The organism is Arthrobacter gandavensis (assembly GCF_039528575.1).
GTDB lineage: Bacteria > Actinomycetota > Actinomycetes > Actinomycetales > Micrococcaceae > Arthrobacter_B > Arthrobacter_B citreus_B.
In genome coordinates, this window is sequence record NZ_BAAALV010000002.1 from 528,705 (window position 1) to 547,793 (window position 19,089).

At 63.2% G+C, this 19,089-nt stretch carries 15 protein-coding genes and 2 pseudogenes; 9 read left to right on the forward strand and 8 right to left on the reverse strand.

What is annotated here, in order from left to right; all coding sequences use genetic code 11:
• Positions 1-76 precede the first annotated feature (76 nt).
• Entirely contained in the window at positions 77-697 is a 621-nt protein-coding gene (locus ABFX29_RS05715; protein WP_152225629.1) for a flavin reductase family protein, read from the reverse strand.
• A gap of 53 nt (positions 698-750) precedes the next feature.
• On the opposite strand from ABFX29_RS05715, the gene ABFX29_RS05720 reads away from it, so the two are divergent.
• Positions 751-1,080, forward strand: a complete 330-nt coding sequence (locus tag ABFX29_RS05720) for an antibiotic biosynthesis monooxygenase family protein (protein WP_152225631.1) — start codon at positions 751-753, stop codon at positions 1,078-1,080.
• A 100-nt stretch (positions 1,081-1,180) separates the two neighbouring features.
• Complete coding sequence (locus tag ABFX29_RS05725) at positions 1,181-1,408, forward strand: hexameric tyrosine-coordinated heme protein (RefSeq protein WP_152225634.1); 228 nt, start codon at positions 1,181-1,183, stop codon at positions 1,406-1,408.
• Between the two features lie 20 nt (positions 1,409-1,428).
• Here ABFX29_RS05725 and ABFX29_RS05730 read toward each other — a convergent pair whose 3' ends face one another.
• Together ABFX29_RS05730 and ABFX29_RS05735 are read right to left on the reverse strand one after the other, a co-directional pair.
• Positions 1,429-2,856, reverse strand: coding sequence for an FAD-binding oxidoreductase (locus tag ABFX29_RS05730; protein ID WP_152225636.1), 1,428 nt, complete (start codon positions 2,854-2,856; stop codon positions 1,429-1,431).
• Between the two features lie 124 nt (positions 2,857-2,980).
• Positions 2,981-4,774, reverse strand: a complete 1,794-nt coding sequence (locus ABFX29_RS05735; RefSeq protein ID WP_152225637.1) for a flavin-containing monooxygenase — start codon at positions 4,772-4,774, stop codon at positions 2,981-2,983.
• 204 nt (positions 4,775-4,978) lie between these two features.
• Here ABFX29_RS05735 and ABFX29_RS05740 point away from each other — a divergent pair, with 204 nt between their 5' ends.
• Together ABFX29_RS05740 and ABFX29_RS05745 are read left to right on the forward strand one after the other, a co-directional pair.
• Positions 4,979-5,278 (forward strand): hypothetical protein, encoded by a 300-nt coding sequence (locus tag ABFX29_RS05740; RefSeq protein WP_152225639.1) that lies wholly within the window; start codon positions 4,979-4,981, stop codon positions 5,276-5,278.
• A 145-nt stretch (positions 5,279-5,423) separates the two neighbouring features.
• Positions 5,424-5,897: a hypothetical protein gene (locus tag ABFX29_RS05745; protein ID WP_152225641.1), complete on the forward strand. Its 474-nt coding sequence runs from the start codon at positions 5,424-5,426 to the stop codon at positions 5,895-5,897.
• Positions 5,898-5,906: 9 nt separating this feature from the next.
• Here ABFX29_RS05745 and ABFX29_RS05750 read toward each other — a convergent pair.
• A pseudogene (locus ABFX29_RS05750) lies at positions 5,907-6,686 on the reverse strand (LLM class flavin-dependent oxidoreductase); the annotation flags it as partial.
• Between the two features lie 280 nt (positions 6,687-6,966).
• Here ABFX29_RS05750 and ABFX29_RS05755 point away from each other — a divergent pair.
• From ABFX29_RS05755 to ABFX29_RS05765, 3 genes are all read left to right on the forward strand, one after another.
• Positions 6,967-9,798 (forward strand): hypothetical protein, encoded by a 2,832-nt coding sequence (locus ABFX29_RS05755; RefSeq protein WP_152225645.1) that lies wholly within the window; start codon positions 6,967-6,969, stop codon positions 9,796-9,798.
• A gap of 261 nt (positions 9,799-10,059) precedes the next feature.
• The gene (locus tag ABFX29_RS05760) at positions 10,060-10,503 is read left to right on the forward strand and encodes a hypothetical protein (protein WP_152225647.1); all 444 of its coding nucleotides are present in this window, start codon (positions 10,060-10,062) and stop codon (positions 10,501-10,503) included.
• On the forward strand, positions 10,500-10,988 hold the full coding sequence (locus ABFX29_RS05765; RefSeq protein WP_152225649.1) for a hypothetical protein: 489 nt from the start codon (positions 10,500-10,502) through the stop codon (positions 10,986-10,988). Before ABFX29_RS05760 ends, ABFX29_RS05765 begins: the two co-directional genes overlap by 4 nt.
• A 1,184-nt stretch (positions 10,989-12,172) precedes the next feature.
• Here ABFX29_RS05765 and ABFX29_RS05770 read toward each other — a convergent pair.
• The 3 genes from ABFX29_RS05770 to ABFX29_RS05780 form a co-directional block, all read right to left on the reverse strand.
• Complete coding sequence (locus ABFX29_RS05770; RefSeq protein ID WP_152225651.1) at positions 12,173-14,494, reverse strand: hypothetical protein; 2,322 nt, start codon at positions 14,492-14,494, stop codon at positions 12,173-12,175.
• Entirely contained in the window at positions 14,491-14,742 is a 252-nt protein-coding gene (locus tag ABFX29_RS05775) for a hypothetical protein (RefSeq protein ID WP_152225653.1), read from the reverse strand. Before ABFX29_RS05775 ends, ABFX29_RS05770 begins: the two co-directional genes overlap by 4 nt.
• A 461-nt stretch (positions 14,743-15,203) precedes the next feature.
• Entirely contained in the window at positions 15,204-16,613 is a 1,410-nt protein-coding gene (locus ABFX29_RS05780) for a recombinase family protein (RefSeq protein WP_152225657.1), read from the reverse strand.
• Positions 16,614-16,804: 191 nt separating this feature from the next.
• Here ABFX29_RS05780 and ABFX29_RS05785 point away from each other — a divergent pair, with 191 nt between their 5' ends.
• Positions 16,805-17,941, forward strand: coding sequence for a DUF3800 domain-containing protein (locus ABFX29_RS05785; protein WP_152225659.1), 1,137 nt, complete (start codon positions 16,805-16,807; stop codon positions 17,939-17,941).
• A gap of 234 nt (positions 17,942-18,175) precedes the next feature.
• Here the strand turns inward: ABFX29_RS05785 and ABFX29_RS05790 are convergent.
• Positions 18,176-18,424, reverse strand: a pseudogene (locus ABFX29_RS05790) (LLM class flavin-dependent oxidoreductase); the annotation flags it as partial.
• A 95-nt stretch (positions 18,425-18,519) separates the two neighbouring features.
• Here ABFX29_RS05790 and ABFX29_RS05795 point away from each other — a divergent pair.
• On the forward strand, positions 18,520-18,891 hold the full coding sequence (locus tag ABFX29_RS05795; RefSeq protein ID WP_152225661.1) for a nuclear transport factor 2 family protein: 372 nt from the start codon (positions 18,520-18,522) through the stop codon (positions 18,889-18,891).
• Positions 18,892-19,089 lie beyond the last annotated feature (198 nt).

The window sequence follows — 19,089 nt, forward strand, 5'->3', positions numbered from 1 at the left end:
TGCACGGGTTCCGGCATAGGGCCGAACGTCAGCCTTCTCACTCCGGAAGACACCCGCCGGCCACTACCGCAGGGCCCTAAGCCCTGCGGTAGTGGCCGGGCCATTCGCCAGCCGGAATCCGGGTGATTTCCCGGACCTCTCCGATGGTTCCCCATTCGTTGAGGCCCAGCCGGGAGAGCGGGCGCAGGGCCTCGATGCGCGGGTGAGAGTCGCCGTCGAGCGTTTCCGTGCTGATGGCGGCCCGGGTGATTTCGCCGTAGACCACAAAGCAGTCACCCACGGGATGGATCTCGTGCAGCCGGCATTCCAGGGCCACCGGTGAACCGGCAACCCGGGGTGGACGCACGGTGGCGCTGGCCTCACGGGTGATCCCTGCGGCGTCGAACTCGCTGACGTCGGCAGCGAAACCGGTGCCGGTGGCGTTGACGGCTTCGAACATGTCCTCCGGCGCCAGGCTGATGACAAACTCGCCCGTTTCCCGGATGTTGCGCAGCGAATCCTTCTCGCCCACCGAGGTGAAGGAGACCACCGGCGGGTTGACCGAGGCGATAGTGAAGAAGGAATGCGGGGCCAGGTTCTCCACGCCGTCAGGGGACACGGTGGATACCCAGGCAATAGGCCGCGGGACCACCACGGAAGTCAGCAGGCGGTAGAAGCTGCGGCCGCCCATTTCGGCGGGATCGAAGTCCGTTCTCATGGTGCCCAAGCCTAGTCCGGTTTGCGGTCAGGACCGGCAGCCATAATGGGGGCATGACCATCATCAAAATCAACGCGATCACTGTTCCCGCGGACTCCGGTGACGAACTGGCCCGCCGCTTTGCCGCACGTGCCGGCGCTGTGGACAACCAGGACGGGTTCGAAGGCTTTGAGCTCCTGGAACCAACGGACGGCCGGAACACCTGGCTGGTCCTTACCCGCTGGCGGGATGAGAAGTCCTTCCAGGACTGGGTCGCGTCAAAGAACTTCGGGCACGGACACGGACACGGCGAAGGAGCCGACGCCGAACGCCGCAAACCGGTGGGTGTCAGCGCCGAACTGTGGAGCTACCGTACCGCCGGGGGCAGCACCCCGGAGGCATAGGCGCCGGGGCGAATCTCCGCGCCGGCGTTCCCAAATGCCGGCGCGGCTGGAATCGTGGAAGAGGGGTTTGTTGACCGACCTACACGAAACCAGGTGCAGCATGGAACTCATTCCGGGAAACACCCTTCTGACCGCTTCGCCGGAGGAGGGCCGCAAACTGGCCCTGGAACTGGCGCTGCACAGCATTTATGCCATCCAGCCGGACGAGAAGGTCCTTAAGGCGGGCCGTGATGTGTACACGACGGACCCGGAAGAACTGATCGCGTCCTCGCACGTGGTGGCCATCGAGTTCGCCACCATCGCGGCAGCCAACAACTACTGGCGCTGAGCTCACCGCCGGCCGCGCATTTACGCGGCACCCGGGGCGATGTTGTGGTTGCGCCGGAAAAGGTTGCCCGGATCGACTGCCTGTTTCAGCGCGGCGAGCCGGGCAAGCTTTTCGCCGGAGTACACATCCGGTGCGGCTGAGGCAGGATTCTCAGCGCCCATAAAGTTCACGTACTGGCCGCCGCCGCTGAAGGGTTCCGCGTCCGCTGCCACTCCGCGGACAAATGCGGTGTGGTGCACGTCGTTTGCCGGGTCGGTCCAGAAGCCGTAGACGTTCAGCCAGTAACGCGCGTCGCGGACCGGGAACGACGTCGCCTCCTCCGGGATCCTGCCGAACGCGCCGCCCATGTGGTGCAGGTCGAACCCGGTGCCGCGCCAGGACTGTTCCCGTGCACGCCGGGCCAGGACATCGATGAGCCCGGCGTCCAGCGCGTTGAAGGACGTGTTCTTCCAGTAGGCGCGAGAGCCGTGCGGAAACAGGCCATCCACGGCCGACTGCCAGTCCAGCCACGGCACCGGCTGTACCAGTTCGGCATCCGGGACGGCCAGATCCCGCAGCCGGTCCACCACGGCGGCGGCCGCCTCCTGGTCCTCTCCCGCCCAGGCGAAGCCGACCGCCATGATCGGCTGATCTCCCTGCTCCCATTCCGGCGGCGGCACCAGGAAGGACACGATAGTGGTGAGTTCATCCGGAACGTCTGCGCTCCACGCGGAGAAGGCATGCAGCGCGTTCTCGAAGCGGTCCGCTGTGTAGATGAGGTTGCCGCTGTAGACCTCCTGCGGCAGCGGCCAGGCCTGGAAGGTCAGCGAGGTAACGACGCCGAAGTTCCCGCCTCCGCCGCGCAGCCCCCAGAAAAGTTCCGGTTCCTCGCCGGCCGAGGCGTGGACGGCGGTGCCGTCCGCGAGCACGACGTCGGCGCCCAGAATGTTGTCAACGCTCAGTCCGTGCGAGCGGGTCAGCCACCCCACGCCGCCGCCCAGGGCCAGGCCGGCGACGCCGGTGCGCGACACGACGCCCAGCGGAACGGCCAGCCCGAACGGCTCCGTCGCCAGGTCGATGTCGCCCAATGTCGCGCCGCCGCCGGCCGTCACGGTTTGCGCAATCGGATCGACTTCCACGCTGCGCAGCCCGCCGACGTCGAGCACTATGCCGCCGTCCACGGTTCCGTTGCCTGCCACGTTGTGCCCGCCGCCGCGTACTGCCAGCGGCTGCCCGGTCCGGCGCGCGAACGCGAGGACGGGTGCGACGTCGGCAGGGGTGAGCGCCCGGATGACGGCGGCCGGCTGCACGTCCACCATTCCGTTCCAGACCCGGCGCCCGGTGTCATAGGCCGGGTCTCCGGGCAGCGTCACCGTGCCTGCGATGGCATCCGCCAGGGCGGGGTAGAGACTGGAATCGGGCTGCGGCCAAGGAACGGCCGGTGCTGTTGAGGCTGTAACTGGGTTCATGGTCCACCGCCTGGGGACAAGCCCGGCCGTCCGGACCGGGACGGGAAAGCACTCGGGAGGGTCTGCTCCCATTCTTGGCCCGTCCCGGACCGGGTTCAATGCCTTCCCGAAACCGCAGGGATGTCTACCGCCGGTGGTGCACCTCCTGCAGCCCGTAGACCGGGGTGGGCAGGCCTTCCATCCGCGCCTTGAGCTGGAGGGCCAGGAAGATCGAGTAGTGCCGGCTCTGGTGCAGGTTGCCGCCGTGGATCCAGAGGTTGTCCACGTTGGTCGGCTTCCACATGTTCCTCAGCTCGCCCTCCCACGGACCCGGGTCCTTCGTGGTGCCGGAGCCGTAGCCCCAGCACTTGCCCACCTGGTCGGCCACCTCCGGTGAGATTAGGTCCGCGAGCCAGTTGTTCATGGACCCGTAGCCGGTGGCGTAGATGATGACGTCCGCGTCCAGCTCCGTGCCGTCGTCGAGCACCGCACCGTTGCCGGTGAGCTTGGAAACCTGGCCCTGCTTCAGCTTCACCCGTCCGTCAATCATCAGCTGGGAGGCGCCTACGTCGATGTAATAGCCGGAGCCGCGGCGGAGGTATTTCAGGAACAGGCCGGAACCGTCTTCACCGAAGTCCAGGTTGAACCCCGCCTCGCGGAGCTGGTCATAGAAACCGGCGTCGTGTTCGGCGATTCTCTCGTAGATGGGGATCTGGGCGTCGGGCAGGATCCGGTAGGGGAGCGAGGCGAAGAGCATGTCCGCCTTCTCCGTGGTGGTGCCGGCGGCCAGGGCACGTTCGGAATACAGGTCTCCAAGGGCGAATTCCATCAGTGAGTCGCTGCGGACAATGTGCGTGGAGGAACGCTGCAGCATGGTCACATCCGCACCGTGTTCCCAGAGATCCGCCGCGATGTCATGGGCCGAGTTGTTGGATCCGATGATCAGGGCCTTCTTGCCGGTCTGGTCGCCGCCGCCGGGGTACTTGGAGGAGTGGTACTGCTCGCCGAGGAACGCGTTGGCCCCTTCGAACTCGGGGACGTTGGGGTAGCCGGAGACTCCGAGGGCGAAGACGAGCTGCTGCGGGCGGAGTGTCACGTCCTCGCCGCGGCGGCGGACCCGCAGTTCCCAGGTGCCGGCGTCGTCGTCGTACCGGGCGCCCAGGCACTCGGTGCCGGACCAGTAGCCCAGCTCCATGAGCGCGGTGTAGTGCTCCAGCCAATCGCCGATCTTGTCCTTGGGTGCGAAAACCGGCCAGTCATCGGGGAACTTCAGGTACGGAAGATGGTCGTACCAGACCGGGTCATGCAGGGCGAGGGACTTGTACCGTTTGCGCCAGGAGTCGCCGGCGTTCTCATTCCGCTCGATCACGATGGTGGGAACGTTCAGCCGCCGCAGCCGAGCCGCCAGTCCGATGCCGCCCTGACCGCCGCCGACGATTACGCAGTACGGCTGGTCCTCATAGCCCAGCCGGTCCTGGTGGTCCTGTTTCTGCTCGAGCCAGGATTTCCGGCCGCGTTCCACCGTGTGCTCCACACCCTTGGGACGGTTGGTGCCCTTCTGCTCCTCGAAGCCCTTCAGCTCCTGCATGGTGGTTAGCAGCGTCCACGCCTTGCCGTCCCGCAGGCGCAGATGGCCCCATCCCCGGGAGGCAGCCGTTTCGAAGCTGATCCATGCCTCGGTCACGCCGTCTGCCGCGGTTGGCTGCTCGGTGAGCTGCCAGTTGGCGGGCTGGACGTCATCGAGGACCGTATCCAGCATGTCCGAGATTTCCCGGCGGCCCTCCAACGTTTTCAGGTTCCAGGTGAAGGACACGAAATCCCGCCAGAGCCCGTCTTGTTCGAACAGTTCCGCGGCGGCCGTGGTGTCCCTCCCGGTCAGCGCAGTGCTGAAGGCGTCCAGCCAGGTTTCGACGCCGGTCTCCAGTGCAGAATCAGCCATCTCCACTCCTTTGTGGTTGCGGTTTGGAGGGTTCCAGTAAACGCCGCCGTGCCGCAGATAGGTAGGGGTCCGAACTGAATCAGTCCCCGCTTCCCCCCAACGGCCGAGAGGCCAGTTACGGCTGTTTTGAGGGGCTAAGGAGCCGTAACTGGCCTCTCGATGAGCGGGGTTAGGCTGGGAGCAGTCCAATCGAAGGAGAAAACCGTGGCATCTTTGCTGACCCCGCTCATCACTTCCGCCGGCCTGATCGGCGGCTACAAGACCGCCCGCGACACCGGAAACCGCCAGCTCGGGGGAGCCGTCCTCGCCGCAGCAGGGGCTGCTGCGTTCGCGGTCTGGAAGCGCGACGCCGGCACCGGCACCGCCGTCGCCCTCACCACCACCTACGTGGCCGCCTTTGGACTCTCCCATCCGCTGGCCAAGAAGCTTGGTGCCTGGCCGTCGGTCTACACGGTGACTGCGGCTACCGCGCTCGCGTCGCTGGTGTTCGGGCGCAAGAAGTAGCCTGCCCTCCTCCCTCCCCACCCATCCACATAGCAGAAACTGCCCGTTTGGAGGCTCAAACGGGCAGTTTCTGCTATGTGGATTTGTAGGACGCCGCGCATTCGCCGTCGAAGGCCTGGACCGTGCCAGTGTTAGGCTCCCTGCCATGCGCCGACGCCGATACCTGCTCGTCATTCCTGCCACGCTCGCGGTCGGGCTGGCGTCCTGCACATCACCGCCGGAACCTGATTGGGGGGCCGCTCAGGCACAGGCGGACGCCTTCATCGAGACTGTTAGGAAGAGTGGGGACTTCCTCGGCGCTGGCACTCTGCGCGCAACGCAGGACGATGAAGTCCCGTTGGACGGGGAAGGCATAACGCTGGACTACCCGTCGGAGGTACGCGTCGACGGCATCCGCGCAGTCTGTTTCGGCGGCGGCGAAGCTACCTTCGGTCTGCTCGTGCGCGCAGAGTCCTCTTGGGAGGTCATCGGTCCCCCCGCGCTGACCTGCGACGGCGAACCGCGCACGGTGCCCCTCGACGAACCGCTCGAACGGATCAACGCGGTACGCTTCAACGGTCAGATCCAAGACGGCGCCGGCGCAGTCATCGCCGCCGCCCTCACTGGAGTCTCCCAGTGAACCGGTCGTTTACCTCCAGCCGGCGTCGGGCGCCACAAGCTTGACGATGTTCTCCAGCAGCGCCGCGTTGTAGTCGACGCCGAGCTGGTTCGGCACGGTGACCAGCACGGTGTCAGCAAGCTGGACGGCGGCGTCGTCGGCCAGTTCCTTGGCGATGACATCCGGCTCGCCGACGTAGCTGCGCCCGAACCGAGCCAGCCCGCCTTCGAGGCGGCCCACCTGGTCCTTGGCATCTGCCTGTGCGCGGAGACCGAAGTAGCGCCGGTCCTGGTCGCTGACCAGCGGGATGACGCTGCGGCTGACGGAGACCTTGCCCTGCCCGGGGTGCCCGGCGGCCTTCCACGCCTCGTGATAGGCATGGATCTGCTCGGCCTGCAGTTCGTCGAATGGAACGCCGGTGTCCTCGGTGAGCAGGGTGGAGCTCATCAGGTTCATGCCCTGTTCGCCGGTCCACTTTGCCGTCGCCCGGGTGCCTGAACCCCACCAGATCCGGTCACGGAGACCGGGGGACTGGGGCTCGATCGGCAGCAGACCGGTGTGCCCGGTCATCTGCGGGTTCGCGGGCGCCATGCCGCGGCCGGTGATGGCGGCACGGAAGATCTCGGTGTGGTGGCGGGCCATGTCCGCGTCGGTCTGTCCGTCGCCGGGCACGTAGCCGAACGATTCAGCGCCGCGGAGCGCAGGCTCGGGGGATCCCCGGCTGATGCCGAGCTGCAGCCTGCCCCCGCTGATCAGGTCCGTTGCGGCGGCTTCTTCAGCCATGTACAGCGGGTTTTCGTAGCACATCTCGGGGTTGTGGCACCCGTTGTTTTTGGAAGCTCCGCATCGGACCCGCGTAAATATGGCGCTTGTAGGGTATCTTGTTCATCTCGCCCGTCGGGCGGCGATGACACCCCTATTAGTATGCCCGGGAACGTGACGGCTCACTCCAGTTCGGGGCGCCACCCTGCGCCTCAGATCAAATACAGCACGTAGTGGATCGCTCGATAATGTTGCTCGCCCGGGCTATTGCGCGGTAACTTCGCGTGCCTAAAACAGCTTTTGGAGCCCTGGGGGGACAATGTAAGCCATGAGTGAGATCTGCTTATATGGTCGCGAGAGCGAGCGGGACACCATAATGGCAACGCCTGCTGGGTTCGTGCTCGTCGTAGGTGATTCCGGCATCGGGAAGTCGAGTTTTCTCTCGAGTCTGACAACTTGGCCGGGTTCACCCCTGGTATCAAGCCCAATCGTTCTGAAGTCGGTCGAGGGTTCATTGCAGACAGCTCTCGCCGACGCGATTAGTGATTGCATGTCGCAGTACCTGACCGATGAGCCAGACGCGCGCACCGCTTGGACCATCGTGAAATCCGTTGGGGATCGAGCGAAGACGATCACAGGCGGTGAAATTGGTCGTGCAGTCTTCGCACGCGTTCTTACCTATGCCGAGTCGAAGCTCGGCGAAGAAGTCGTCGAAATTGGTCGAAAAGTGCTTGGTGACGTTTCCAAGGGGGGGATTTTAGGCTTTGACGATCAACTAGCGTCGATCCGAGTTCCTGATCGCGCGAAAGAATTGTGCGATATAGCTGCAGAATTCAGCCAAGCTGTGGATCGACCAATTGTGCTCCGACTCGATAACGCCGAGCGCCTCGTCCCATCCGATCGCGGGCTTATGGCAGAACTTGTCGACGCCTGTGTCGGCCCGGTGTGGATCGTGGCTTGTGTTACACCTCATCATGCGGCGGGCGACGAGATCATTCAGCAGGTGAGGATGCGAGGCGCTGAGCCGCATGAGCTACTTCCCCTCGCCCCTCCCGCTATCGAGGAGTGGCTCATTGCCAGTCATGTGCCCCCGGCTCGCTGGGACACAATTGTTCGGCTCTCAAACGGGTACCCGTTCTTCGTTGCCGATGCCATCCAGTTATCAGGCGCAGGTGCATCCCTGGATGGAATCACCGCTCCGAATGGTTTTGAGGCGCTAATGCGCGAGTCCTGGAACAACATCCCTGAGAATCTTCGAGCGATCGCGGCTCGGCTGGCCCCATTCGTTGACCCACCGAGCGACGATTTCCTTCTTCGATACCTTAGATTCGATGTTCTGGAATGGGCCATTTTGACCGATTCGTTGCTTGAGTCCGGCATCTTCGTCCGCCGCTCGGATGGTTCAGCATGGTTCCACGAACGGCGGCGCACCTTCATTTGGGAACGGATCGGTGATAAAGCGCGCAAGCATGTTGCTGGGAAGGCATTCGCCGACGTGTCGTCGTGGGTGGACGGTCGGAGCAATTTTGAGCTGTGGGTGCCCTCCGCAACAGCGGTTCTCGTAAGAGCCGCCGACATGTCCGCTATGGGGAGCCTCACTCAGGACCTTCTCGCCCTGCCCGACGAAGGCATCGCGCTGCTGTGGGGTCTGATCGAGGTGATAGAGCCAGCTTCTACACTCGCTCCCTTCGCCGAGATCGGACAGGTGGTGCGCCATGCCGAGGCGCGTTCAGGGCAAGTGATAGACGCGCTGACCACCATGACCCAACTCGAAGCGAAAGGCCTGATTGAGACGGGAGAGGTGGGTCGCACCCGCCTCGCGCGCAGCAATGTGCGACAAAACACCGACTACGCAGCCCTGCTCGGTGAGATTCAACTGCGCTTCCACGCCACTCCAAGGCCCCGTCTCGCAACGGCAGCCTTCGACGGGTTTATTCGACCCGTGATCGGTTCTTTCGACGGAGCGATGATTACTTTGGGCAAATCGAGCCTCGTCACCCATAAGGATGAGACGGAGATGCTGCGGGATCCTTCCGTCCTCGGAAGTGCTGGCGAGCCGATATTTCTCGGAGCAACGGTGACCGTTGATGGCCAGCAGTTCAGCTTCACTGCTAAATTCCCCAATCGGGAGGCTAGAGATGAGGCAAAGCGCGCGGTGCTTGCCATCACCGACGTGACCTCTCGTGCGCAACCCGACCGAGTGCTTGACCTACCACGACCCCGCCTGCGCCACGCCCGCTATCGAATGGCGACAAAATTACTAAAGCTAAAGCTGGCGAACACTTCGGCACCTACGCCCGAAGACATCATCACCTTTTTGGATTCGCGGGCGCATTACGCGGAAGCACTCGGAACAGTCAGTACAACCGATGAGATTGAAGTACTCAACCTAGGGCGGCGACGCTTCATCGTTGACACGCGGACAGCGCCTGACTCCTGGACCTGGTTCGATGTTGCCACTGACAACTTGCGGTCTACACAAGACATCGCGGGCTTTGGGCCAGACATTCACGATCCTCTTCTCGAGCTCCAGCTACGTGCTGGCGGCTTTTTGGCTGGAGAGGAACACATCGTTAGGACCGTGACTCAGCACGGCTCGAAGCCGTCGATTCCACATCCACTGACGGCAGTACTTGACGACATAGACGCAGCTGGCAAGGAGTACAACTCCGGGCTCCGCTCGGTGCTTTTCATGCCGGATGCCGAGATGCTCGAGCGAGAGATTCGCGCCGAGCGTCAGCGGCTCTTCAGCGTCGTCGACGCGTTGGCCTCGGTTGGCGTCGAAGGGGCGACAGATCACCAACCATCGTTACTCGTCGGTTTTTGGGAAGACACAGACGCGGGATGGGTGAGCGACTTCGGTAACTGGAGTGCGTGCGCTTTAGAGGTTGATGATGGCGAGGGCGCCGTGGTCGTTCGGAGACTTCCAGGATCGCCCTTTGATCCCTCCGCTTGGCCCACTCTCACTGTGCCTAGCGTGTTTTCGGACCACGCCGGCGCAACTGTTTCCTCATGGACGAGCGGCTTTGCGGACTCAGTTATCTCGCCGCTGCTGGGGTACCTCGATCGTGACGCACGGATGATGGATCTAGATACGCCGATCGGCCGAATGGTTCGCAGCACGCATGACATCGTTGGAGAGAGCGACATCGCCCCGTAAAGCCAGCAAGATTGTAGTTGCCCGATGAGGTGAGCCAGACGGCTCACAAGAGGAACGATCACGATAATGTGTGCTAGCGCATCTTGGGGTTGATGCACTCGCGCGGTCCGCAGCTATCACGGTCCGACCCCGAGTGTCCTTTAGAACTTGGTCTACCGCCTGACGTCCATCATCGATGGAAGGAAAGGACTCTTAAACAGAAGGACCGCCGGTGTGTTTGCTCGGTACGGGTGTCCAATGCCAGCCGGTATGGTTATGGACATGCTGACCTGGGAATATTATCTAACCGTCCTCCTGCCGATGCTGTCAGTGTTGACTACTATGCTGCTGGCCTACTGGATGCTCCTGCGGCAGCGCTACGAGCGCCGCCATCAACGCGTCCTTGACGAGATCAGGCTTCGCGAAACCGAGCTTAGGTACGCTTCTGCGGTCAGCACGCGGGGCACGCACGAACTGATCGAACTCGTGTGGAAAAGCGTGCATACGGTGAACGAGTTAGAGAAGGATGAGGCCGCACAGCAGTCAGCGGCGCTGCAACACGGCCTAAACGAGCTTCGCGAGATCCAGTACCGGGAGATCGAGATGCTCCTGGCAAACCTCGACGATGATCGCGGAGAGCGGGAATTAGCGCCCTTGCGTCGGCTGCTGGACGAACGTCGTACAGAGTTGAGCGATCTGACAGATTCGGGAAGAAGCGACGCATGACCGAAGGAACTCAAACTTCCGCCGCGCTGATTCCGAATGCCGATACCGACGCAGCTCCAGAGAACTTCTCATCTGGACCGGCTGAGGCGATCGTTGCGGCATTCAAGACCAACCCTTCGGTCAAGATTGTACTTAACGACGCGCAGCATGCCCTCGTCAACATGTCGGACGACTTCACACGGGATGTGGGGGTCCGTGCTGTTGAGATCGCCGGAGCACGAAAGGCGAGCGCCGTCGACGTGCCAGACGTAGTGGCAGCTTTGGCTGAAATTCGTCCCAAAGACCCGGAACGTGGTCCTGCTTGGGCATGGGGCGTGCTCGGAATCGTGGCCGGAGGATTGTTGTCATTACTGATAACGCTAGTCGCGCCAAACGTTCCCAATGACTGGAAGGGACTTGTCACCACCGGTGTGATGGTGGCCATTCTCATCTGCGGCATCTGGGGGTACAAGCTGGTCTTCCCCAAACGTGCGAAGAAGATATGATCAGCGATTGCGATTGGGGATTGCGCCGGCTGCACAAACCCACAGAGCAAATCCCGCCGGCTCGCCTACGATCTCCCCAACGAGAATGAGTGCAACGCACAGAACACCTCGTAAACGAGGCTTGAGACGCGGTGACGTTTCACGAGCGTTAGAGACTAGGCTGGCTCCGCGTCGACGTATTGCCTGATCGCCCGCTCATCCGCCGCCTCGACGCATGACGACGACCTTCGTCTCGGCTCGCTCCAGCGACGGTCACCAGGTGATGGAGGCGATTTCTCCTAGCCGTGCCGTCCCCAGATTTAGCATGGACACAACGAAACCGCAGCGAGGCGATCCGCTTGGCTGACTCCGCGTGAAGGCATCCACCTCCGTCGACAAGCCGGTTGCGCCTCAACACTCTGGCTTCAAAGCCCACAACATAACTGACATTATGGTGTGCCATATTCTTCGGTTACAGGGTGAAAAACATTGGGCCGCCTGGGGTGGCAGGGTCCTCTGATGCAAGCCGCAGCTTGCCAAATTCATCCCTGATCCAGCGCTGTCCCAGTCCGTCTCCAAACATGACCCATCGTTCCGTAGGGCGAACCACGGGGGACTCGTTCGGCTCATACTTTCGTCCTTCTATCGTCCGCTGCCCCCCGCCCTCGATAATGGGCCAATTACCTATTACGTGGTGGGTGGAACTCAGCTCACCGTTCACGAACGGACGCTCGGTGATCTGCACAGCAGTAATCGGTTCCTCCCCGCCGTTGTGAACCCGGTATATCCGAAATCGTTGACCGAAATCGTTGTATGCTCCCTCGGAGGAAAGTGTGACTCGACTTGCCAGCCGCCTCATCCGCTGCTCGGCTTCTTGAGCCTGCATTCGGCGGAACTCTGCGCGATCTTCCGCAGCCTCTGCCCTCTCAGCCTTCAGACGTTGCCCGTCGCGCGAAGCGAGATAAACGGATATTCCGACTGCGACTAGGGTCCCTGCTGCAGTTAGCCACTCGGGGAGCGCACTCCAGTCAAAGCCAGTATCACCAGCGGGGGCATGCATGGGAGGCATCGTGGGCAGCACCGGTCAGGGGCCCTCCGGGGGCCGCTGCGCGGGGCCTTCTCGGCGCTGCGCGCCTCGATCCAATGACCCGCCAGCGCTCCACTGGAGCCCTGGCGGATCGGCTGCTGCTGGCCGTCGAAGGTGCTCATCGCGCACCTCCCGCGACCAGCAGACCGCCGTTCGCCCGGAGCCGCTCGACCTTCCGATCAAGCTCGGCCCGGCGCGCTTCGAGGCGCTGGCGACGGTCCTCCTCGGTGAGCACCGGGCAGGCGTCCCCATGCCTCCCGTAGGAGCCGGCGGGGCGCGGCGTGCATGTGCACATCGCCGCCAGACGCTGCTCCGCCTGCCAGCGCTCGATCTCCTTCAGCCGCTTCTTGGCCGCAATCTCGGCAGCACGCTGCTCGGCCTCCTCGGCGGCTGCGGCAGCGGCCTGCCTGCGCCGTTCGCTTTCCTCGGCAGCCGCGACCTCGATAGCAGCTTTCTGCGCGAGGTACGCGGCCAGCTCGGATTCCGGGATCAGCTCGATCACGTCCCGGTTGTTTTCCATCAGGATCGACACGGCGAGGAAGCGGGCCGCATCCTGAGCACCCTTCACTACTGCGACCGGAGCCATCTCGTGCGTCGTCGTGATCTCGCCCAGCGGCTGGCCTTCGCGATTCAGCACCGGCTCGATCCGGCGCACGGAGTTCACCCTGACCCTGCGGATGCTCACGAGCATCTCGGCGCGGATCACCGGGTAATCCTCATGATCGTTGCCGGTCAGCTGCAGCGACTCCGGGATCGAAACCTCGACTGCCCACCCAATGCGGCGCAGGAACTCGTCGATGTCCACAGGAGGGAACCGCTTCGCACCCTGAGCGTTGAACGCCAGCACGTCGCTGGGCTTGCGCGCCTTCATGGTAAGTCCGAGCGACTGCGGCGTCTCGGTGCTCGACATCATGATCAGCCGCGGCGCGACCACCTGCCCGCTGCGGCTGTGCCGCTTGTACGCTTCCGTGGCGCGGTGGTTATCCGTGTACCGCAACGTCTCGTCGTACGTCGGCGTGATGTCGAAGCGGGCATCATCGTGATGCGTGATCTTCGCATCCCCGACGGCTTCCAGCGCGTTGCGCCCCGGAGGCTGCACGTACGGCCAGTCATAACCAGCCAGAGCCACCAGCGCCTGAGTCTGCGTGGCGACCTCATCAGCAAGGATGCCCTTGCCAGACCCCTTCGGGCCGCAGATCGCCAGCACCGACTTGTGCCACGTCGTACCGAGCCCGTCGGCGACCAGAGCGCCACGCTTCTGCTCGTACCGCGAGTGGAGCATCTCCAGCCGCGGCAGATCGTCGGCGAACGCGTCTCGATCAGCGACCTCGGCCACATCGAGCGTCATCCCGTCCATCACCGCGCGCCGAAGCTTCCGCTTCCTGGCAGTGAGGCTCTTTCCTCCCTCGGCAGCCGACACGCGGCCAACCATGTGCGCGTCCAGTTCGGCGCTGAAATCGAAGTTCGCCACGATGCGCCCGCGCCCGTACTGGTACTTGCCCGGATTGCCATCCTGCTTGTTGTCTGTTAAGTACGTACGCTCGATCTGACGCACGCCCGGAATCGCATCTGCCCGCCGCGACTCGTGCGGCAGGTACTCACAGAGGTCGAAGAACGCCTTCGGTGCAGCACCGGAACCCTTGTGCTCGTCCCCGCCCTCCTCGGCCACGACCTCCTTCGGCACCCGCACGCGAGCACTCGGGATCTCCAGCGCGTTCGAGACCGTTCGGGTCTTCGGGCGCTTTTCCTTGAACCACAGCACGAGGTGCCAGTGCAGGCCCTTGAGACCGGTACACCGACAGTCCACTGTGCCCTCGTCCACTTCCACGATCCGATCGAGCGGGTGAGCTATGAAGGCCGACCACATCGTGCCGAACTGCTCTTCGAGGAGAGCGAGGCCGGCTTCAAGCTGCTCCTGGCTATACATCGGCTCGCCCGTCTCCGGGTGGTTCGCGTACTGCATCACTGAGAACACCCGCGAGAGCGTCTGAGCACGCTTCACCTGCTCCTGCGTCTCGGAGTTCTTCTGCCTCTCGAAGAAGGCGCGCGCAGCCTCAATGTGATCAGGCGACGAAGCCACCTCGAACGGTTCCACGTCGTCGCTCGAATCAGCTCCCGGCACCTCGAACGTGGAGTAGTCGACCGGGGTATCCGTTGGAGCAGATGAGGTATCCGTTTCTGAAACGGATACGCGCGAACCCAAGGAGTCGCGCGTGCACACAGGCTTTTGACCTGCGGAAACATCGTTCTCGGTGGTGTGGTCGTCGGTCGTGTATCCGATATCGGTATTCTGAGCGGGATAAAATTCCGGCTCAGACCCCATGTTTTCGCTGTTCGGAGCGGCGACGGGCAGCCCGCCTGCGGCGGGTGCCAGGCTGGGCCCTCCGGGCGGGTTCAGATCGGCGGGAGCAGTGCTGCTGGCGCGGTCCGGGGCGCTCATCGGCGACCACCGCCCTTACCGTAGCGCTTGATGGCAGCCTGGTGCGTGACGCCGAGGGCATCAGCGATCTTGACCCAGGTCGCGCCGTCGGCGCGGGCGTCAGCGACGGCCATCTCGACGACCTCGTTGAGCACGGATCGGAGTATGCCGAGGTCGTAGAGGCGGGCCTCGGCGTCGGTCAGGGAAGGGTCTCCCAGGCGCCAGCGGAAGCCTTCGATGTGGTGGGACGCGGCGGCGTTGGCGTTCATCGGACACCGCCCATCACGGAAGCGACGACGGCGCATTGTCTCGGGGTCAGGGGCGTGCAGGCGAGTCGCTCACCAGCCAGACGGCCGGCAGCGAGGGCAGCGGAAAGCACGGGATCAAAGCCATCGGCTTTCTGATCTGAGGTCGAGTCCGGGACCTGAGCTGGGCGGCCCGGCGCGAATGCGCGCGGAGTGTCAATAACGACAGACATCACGAGTGTCCTTACAGGAGGAGCTTTCCGCTCCACTCCCAACAGCGGGGGCGGACTGTTCCCCGTCGCCTTGGACTTATTCTCGGTTCAACCGGTGGTTACGGTCTCCCCGTGTCTCGGTCTGTCGCCACCCGAGACGCCATGAGCGAGGTGGAAACCCGGTGGCGAACCGGGCTGGCGCCGACCTCTGTGATGTCTGCAACTATTCTCACATGACACGACTTGCACCGCAATGACCGATTAACCCGTGCGTCAGTTGCGACGCGCCTCTATTCGTACAAGGTCCGGGTCGAACTTCACATGCCCCGGCTGGATCGGATCAATGGTCACAGTTACCAGCTCGTTCACCAGCATCCGGCGACGATCCATGTCCAACGCCTCCCACTTCCGCGCGACTGATTGGTGGCGCTGCCGGGTGCCCGCCGGATCGTCGATGCCGGCCAGCAAGCCGGCCGACGGCGACACGGTACGGTCCAACAACGCGACGTCGAGCTCAGTGATGCGCGCCTGGGCCAGCGCGAGCCCCTCGCTGATTTTCTTGACAGGCTGACGAATGTCAGCGAGCAGCGGGGTCAACTCCTCAATTCTCTCAACCAATGCCTTGCGCTCGGAGAGCAGCGCTTCGCGGTCGACCGACACGTCCTCCGGAGGTGCGACCAGGTCATGCACGTCCACCGCTGACAGCCGGGTGAGCACGGCCTCGATCACCATCGCATCGACCGGATCACGCTGACGCGACAAGTGGAAGTGCACGCCGCACTTGTACGTCCCGACGCCCCGGCTGTTGTTCCCCGAGACGAGGGTCGCCCCGCACTTCCCGCACAGGCCGACCGATGACAGCAGATATTTCGGCTGATTGCCCTGTTTGCCCGCCCGCCGCACGTTGTCCTCCAGCTTCACCACCGCCGCCCGCCACGTCGGCTCGCTGACGATAGACGGGAACTTCTCGCCCTGGACCGGGAACAGCTCCCCGGTCGAGTACTTCTTGATGAAGCCGGCGTAGAGCGGGTTCGCCAGCAGATACCGAACAGCGTCGATGGAGAACGCAGAGTTTCGGGCCGTGCGGTGACCGGCGGAATTGAGATCCTCGCGGATGCGGCGGATGGACAGCGAAGGCTCGCCGAGGAAGGCATCAAACGCCCTGCGGACCGCAGCCGCCTGCTCGGGGATAAGCTCGCCATCTTTCGTCCAGCCGAACGGAGTCCAGGCCGAGGCGGGGATCCCTTCAGCCCGTCGCCGGGCATTCGACCGCAGCTGACGTTCGGACTTTCGACGGGTCTCGAACCGCGCCATGATCGTAAGGAACCCAGCGCGCATCTCGCCGTCCGCCGTGGAGAGATCGATCTCTCCGTCCACCGTCGCCACGTTGACTCCGGTGTCCATCAGTGTGTTCATGTCGCGTGTCGAGCGCAGCAGCCGATCGATGTCGACGGCGACGACCAGCTCGAACTGTCCCGCCTCGGCGTCGCGGAGCATCCGTGCCCAGTCCGACTTCGGCCCACGGGGCTTTGAAGCCGAGACATCATTGTCTTCGTACCACTCCACGATCTGCCAGTCACGGGCGCTGGACAACTCCGCGATCTTTCGCCGCTGCGTCTCGACGCCCCACCGCTCGCCAGTAGCGTCCATTGAGATCCGTACATACGCGGCGACCCTTTTCATGCAGCCAACGCTACAACCTCGACGTGCGCGACCTCACACCGCTGGTCAGGGTCTTGTCGGCCCATGGCTTCGGGAGACGGCAGCCAAGACGTCCGCCCCGCCGAACAGGACTCAGTTGCTTCCCCCCGCCGCAGATTCCGCGGCTCCTAGAAAGTCGCCGATGGCTAAATCCGCCCACTGTCGAACCTACAATGAGACGCGTGCATCAATCGGATGGAGAACCTGACTCGTTTGTCCCTCCTGACTGGGGAGGCTGGGCGGTGCCGGCTGCCACAAATCCTCCTGACTGGTCCGGCAACTGGGGAGCGCCAGTCCCTGCCACGAATCCTCCTGACTGGTCCGGCAACTGGGGAGCGCCAGTCCCTGCCACGAATTCCCCTGACTGGTCCGGCAACTGGGGAGCGCCAGTCCCTGCCACGAATTCCCCTGACTGGTCCGGCAACTGGGGAGCGCCAGTCCCTGCGCCCGCACCCACCCCTGACCCTGCCCTGGTTCTCTTCGAGACACCCAGCCAGCACAAGGTCTTACCGAAGGTTCACGTCTTCGTTGATGAGTACGGTGATAGGAACTTCAAGAACAACCGTGAATCCGAATGGTTCACCATGACCGCTCTCATGGTCGAACAAGAGCATGTGGATCACATGCGGGCGGCCGTAGCTGGGCTGAGGTCCGTCTACAGGATCCCGGCGGGCAACAAACTGCACTGGGTTGACCACTTCAAGGTGAAGCAAGAAGCCAGGAGATTCACTGCCCTCCACCTTCTGACCTCGATCCCCAACATAAGGTTGGTCAACGTTCTGCTACACAAGCCTTCGGTGGGCCTTGGAGCCCACATGCGCAACGAACAAGCACGCTCATACCATTTGATGACGCAGTACCTCATGGAACGAGTAGCACGCGCGGCCGCAGGTTGGCCTGGCGGTCCGCGACTTGCCAAAGTTTCACTTGGCGTCGTCGGAGGTGTGGACCACGATGAAACCATGATGCAGCTTCATGCTGCCGCACTTCGCAATGATGCCCGAACACCCTTCGGCAACCTCCTCTGGCCATTCAAGTGGTTCGATTCCGCGAGGCTCGATGGCCTTCAGGCCGCCGATGTGTTCTCCGGCTTTTTGACCGCTGCCCTAGTTAGTGGTGACGGACGCTATTACTCCCGCGTCTTACAACTGGTCTGTACAGATCCTCGTGGAAACCACTTGGGCGAGGGGATGAAAATTTTTCCGAACAACGCCATCCGACTGGTGACGGAGTCCGCCTGGTGGCGAAGCTGCCCAGGTGCTCATTACTGGGATGAGCAGGGACTCCGGATAGTTTCGGGACAAAACTAAGGCCTTTGGGCGGGGCTCGGGTGGCGTTTCTCGTGTGGTGGCGAGTGATCCGGTGTCCCGGCTCCGGCCAATTCCTCGCAGCCCCTTCCGAAGGCCTTAGTGGTCTCAACCCTAATGATTCGCGCGGTCCTGTGCAATCCTCCGGCGTAGGCGTTCATGAGGGGGCTCTGGTCCCCGTGACGGTTCTGTGACCGCCTAGGTTCTGCTCAAGTGCATCAACCCCGAGATGCGCTACCTCATGTCGATTACGCCGGTGCCCAGATCGATCCGGGACGTGCGCGCAGCCATCGCGGCGAGCAGCGGGAACGGCGACGCCTGCTGCGGCGCGAAGTGGTGCACACGTACGAACGCACCATCGCCGCCGACCTCTTCAGCCGCGACCGCCAGGTCGATGGCCTGCAGCAGCGCGTCGCCGGCCGTGGGGGTCAGGGAACCCGGGACGTCCTGATAGTGGCCAAAGGAAAGGAATCCAATCTTCTTCACACCTTCTCCAGCGCCCACGCACCGGGGGTTATTCCGGCGTGCAGTTTCCTTCGCTCCCTGTCGGTTCGCCTGCGGCGCGTCTACACTCCCGGACCATGGAAAACGAACTCGTGGAACTTGAAACGGCCGGCTGGCACGCGCTGTCCACCGGACCGGAAGAGGCAACCGCCTTCTACTCCGAGGTGCTGGCGAGCCAGCCTGTGGTCCTGCTGACCAACGGGCTGCGGATCACCGACCGGGAGCAGATCATCGAGTCGATGGGCGGACCGCCCTGGACTGCCTTCGAGATCATCGAACCCCGGGAGGACTACCTGGGGAACGACGTCGGTGTCCTCACCTACAAGGTGCGGGCGGACCGCGAAGGAACCCCCTATACGGCCCTGCTCAGCAGCGTGTATGCCAGGGAAGACGGCAGCTGGAAACTCGCGCTGCACCAGCACACTCCGTTTGAGGGGCAGCAGCTGTAGCTACGCACTCACCAAAGGTTCGCTCGTTTTAGGCGTTTTGCACTTGTACCCAACCTCGATTAGGGAATGATGTTTACAATAGTTGGACTAGAAATTTAGGGCTAGGGATGCTCAGAAGAGCCGAAAATGTATCTTTCAGTCATCGCAGGGGTTTTTGGACCAGCAATGGTCCCGCCGTCATAACGATTGGGAGAAAGT

Coding starts and splice junctions, on each gene's coding strand:
- ABFX29_RS05725 (WP_152225634.1), top strand. CDS start 1,181: ATGGAACTCATTCCGGGAAACACCCTTCTGACCGCTTCGCCGGAGGAG.
- ABFX29_RS05755 (WP_152225645.1), top strand. CDS start 6,967: ATGAGTGAGATCTGCTTATATGGTCGCGAGAGCGAGCGGGACACCATA.
- ABFX29_RS05745 (WP_152225641.1), top strand. CDS start 5,424: ATGCGCCGACGCCGATACCTGCTCGTCATTCCTGCCACGCTCGCGGTC.
- ABFX29_RS05715 (WP_152225629.1), bottom strand. CDS start 697: ATGAGAACGGACTTCGATCCCGCCGAAATGGGCGGCCGCAGCTTCTAC.
- ABFX29_RS05780 (WP_152225657.1), bottom strand. CDS start 16,613: ATGAAAAGGGTCGCCGCGTATGTACGGATCTCAATGGACGCTACTGGC.
- ABFX29_RS05760 (WP_152225647.1), top strand. CDS start 10,060: ATGCTGACCTGGGAATATTATCTAACCGTCCTCCTGCCGATGCTGTCA.
- ABFX29_RS05795 (WP_152225661.1), top strand. CDS start 18,520: ATGGAAAACGAACTCGTGGAACTTGAAACGGCCGGCTGGCACGCGCTG.
- ABFX29_RS05770 (WP_152225651.1), bottom strand. CDS start 14,494: ATGAGCGCCCCGGACCGCGCCAGCAGCACTGCTCCCGCCGATCTGAAC.
- ABFX29_RS05730 (WP_152225636.1), bottom strand. CDS start 2,856: ATGAACCCAGTTACAGCCTCAACAGCACCGGCCGTTCCTTGGCCGCAG.
- ABFX29_RS05785 (WP_152225659.1), top strand. CDS start 16,805: ATGAGACGCGTGCATCAATCGGATGGAGAACCTGACTCGTTTGTCCCT.
- ABFX29_RS05765 (WP_152225649.1), top strand. CDS start 10,500: ATGACCGAAGGAACTCAAACTTCCGCCGCGCTGATTCCGAATGCCGAT.
- ABFX29_RS05735 (WP_152225637.1), bottom strand. CDS start 4,774: ATGGCTGATTCTGCACTGGAGACCGGCGTCGAAACCTGGCTGGACGCC.
- ABFX29_RS05775 (WP_152225653.1), bottom strand. CDS start 14,742: ATGAACGCCAACGCCGCCGCGTCCCACCACATCGAAGGCTTCCGCTGG.
- ABFX29_RS05720 (WP_152225631.1), top strand. CDS start 751: ATGACCATCATCAAAATCAACGCGATCACTGTTCCCGCGGACTCCGGT.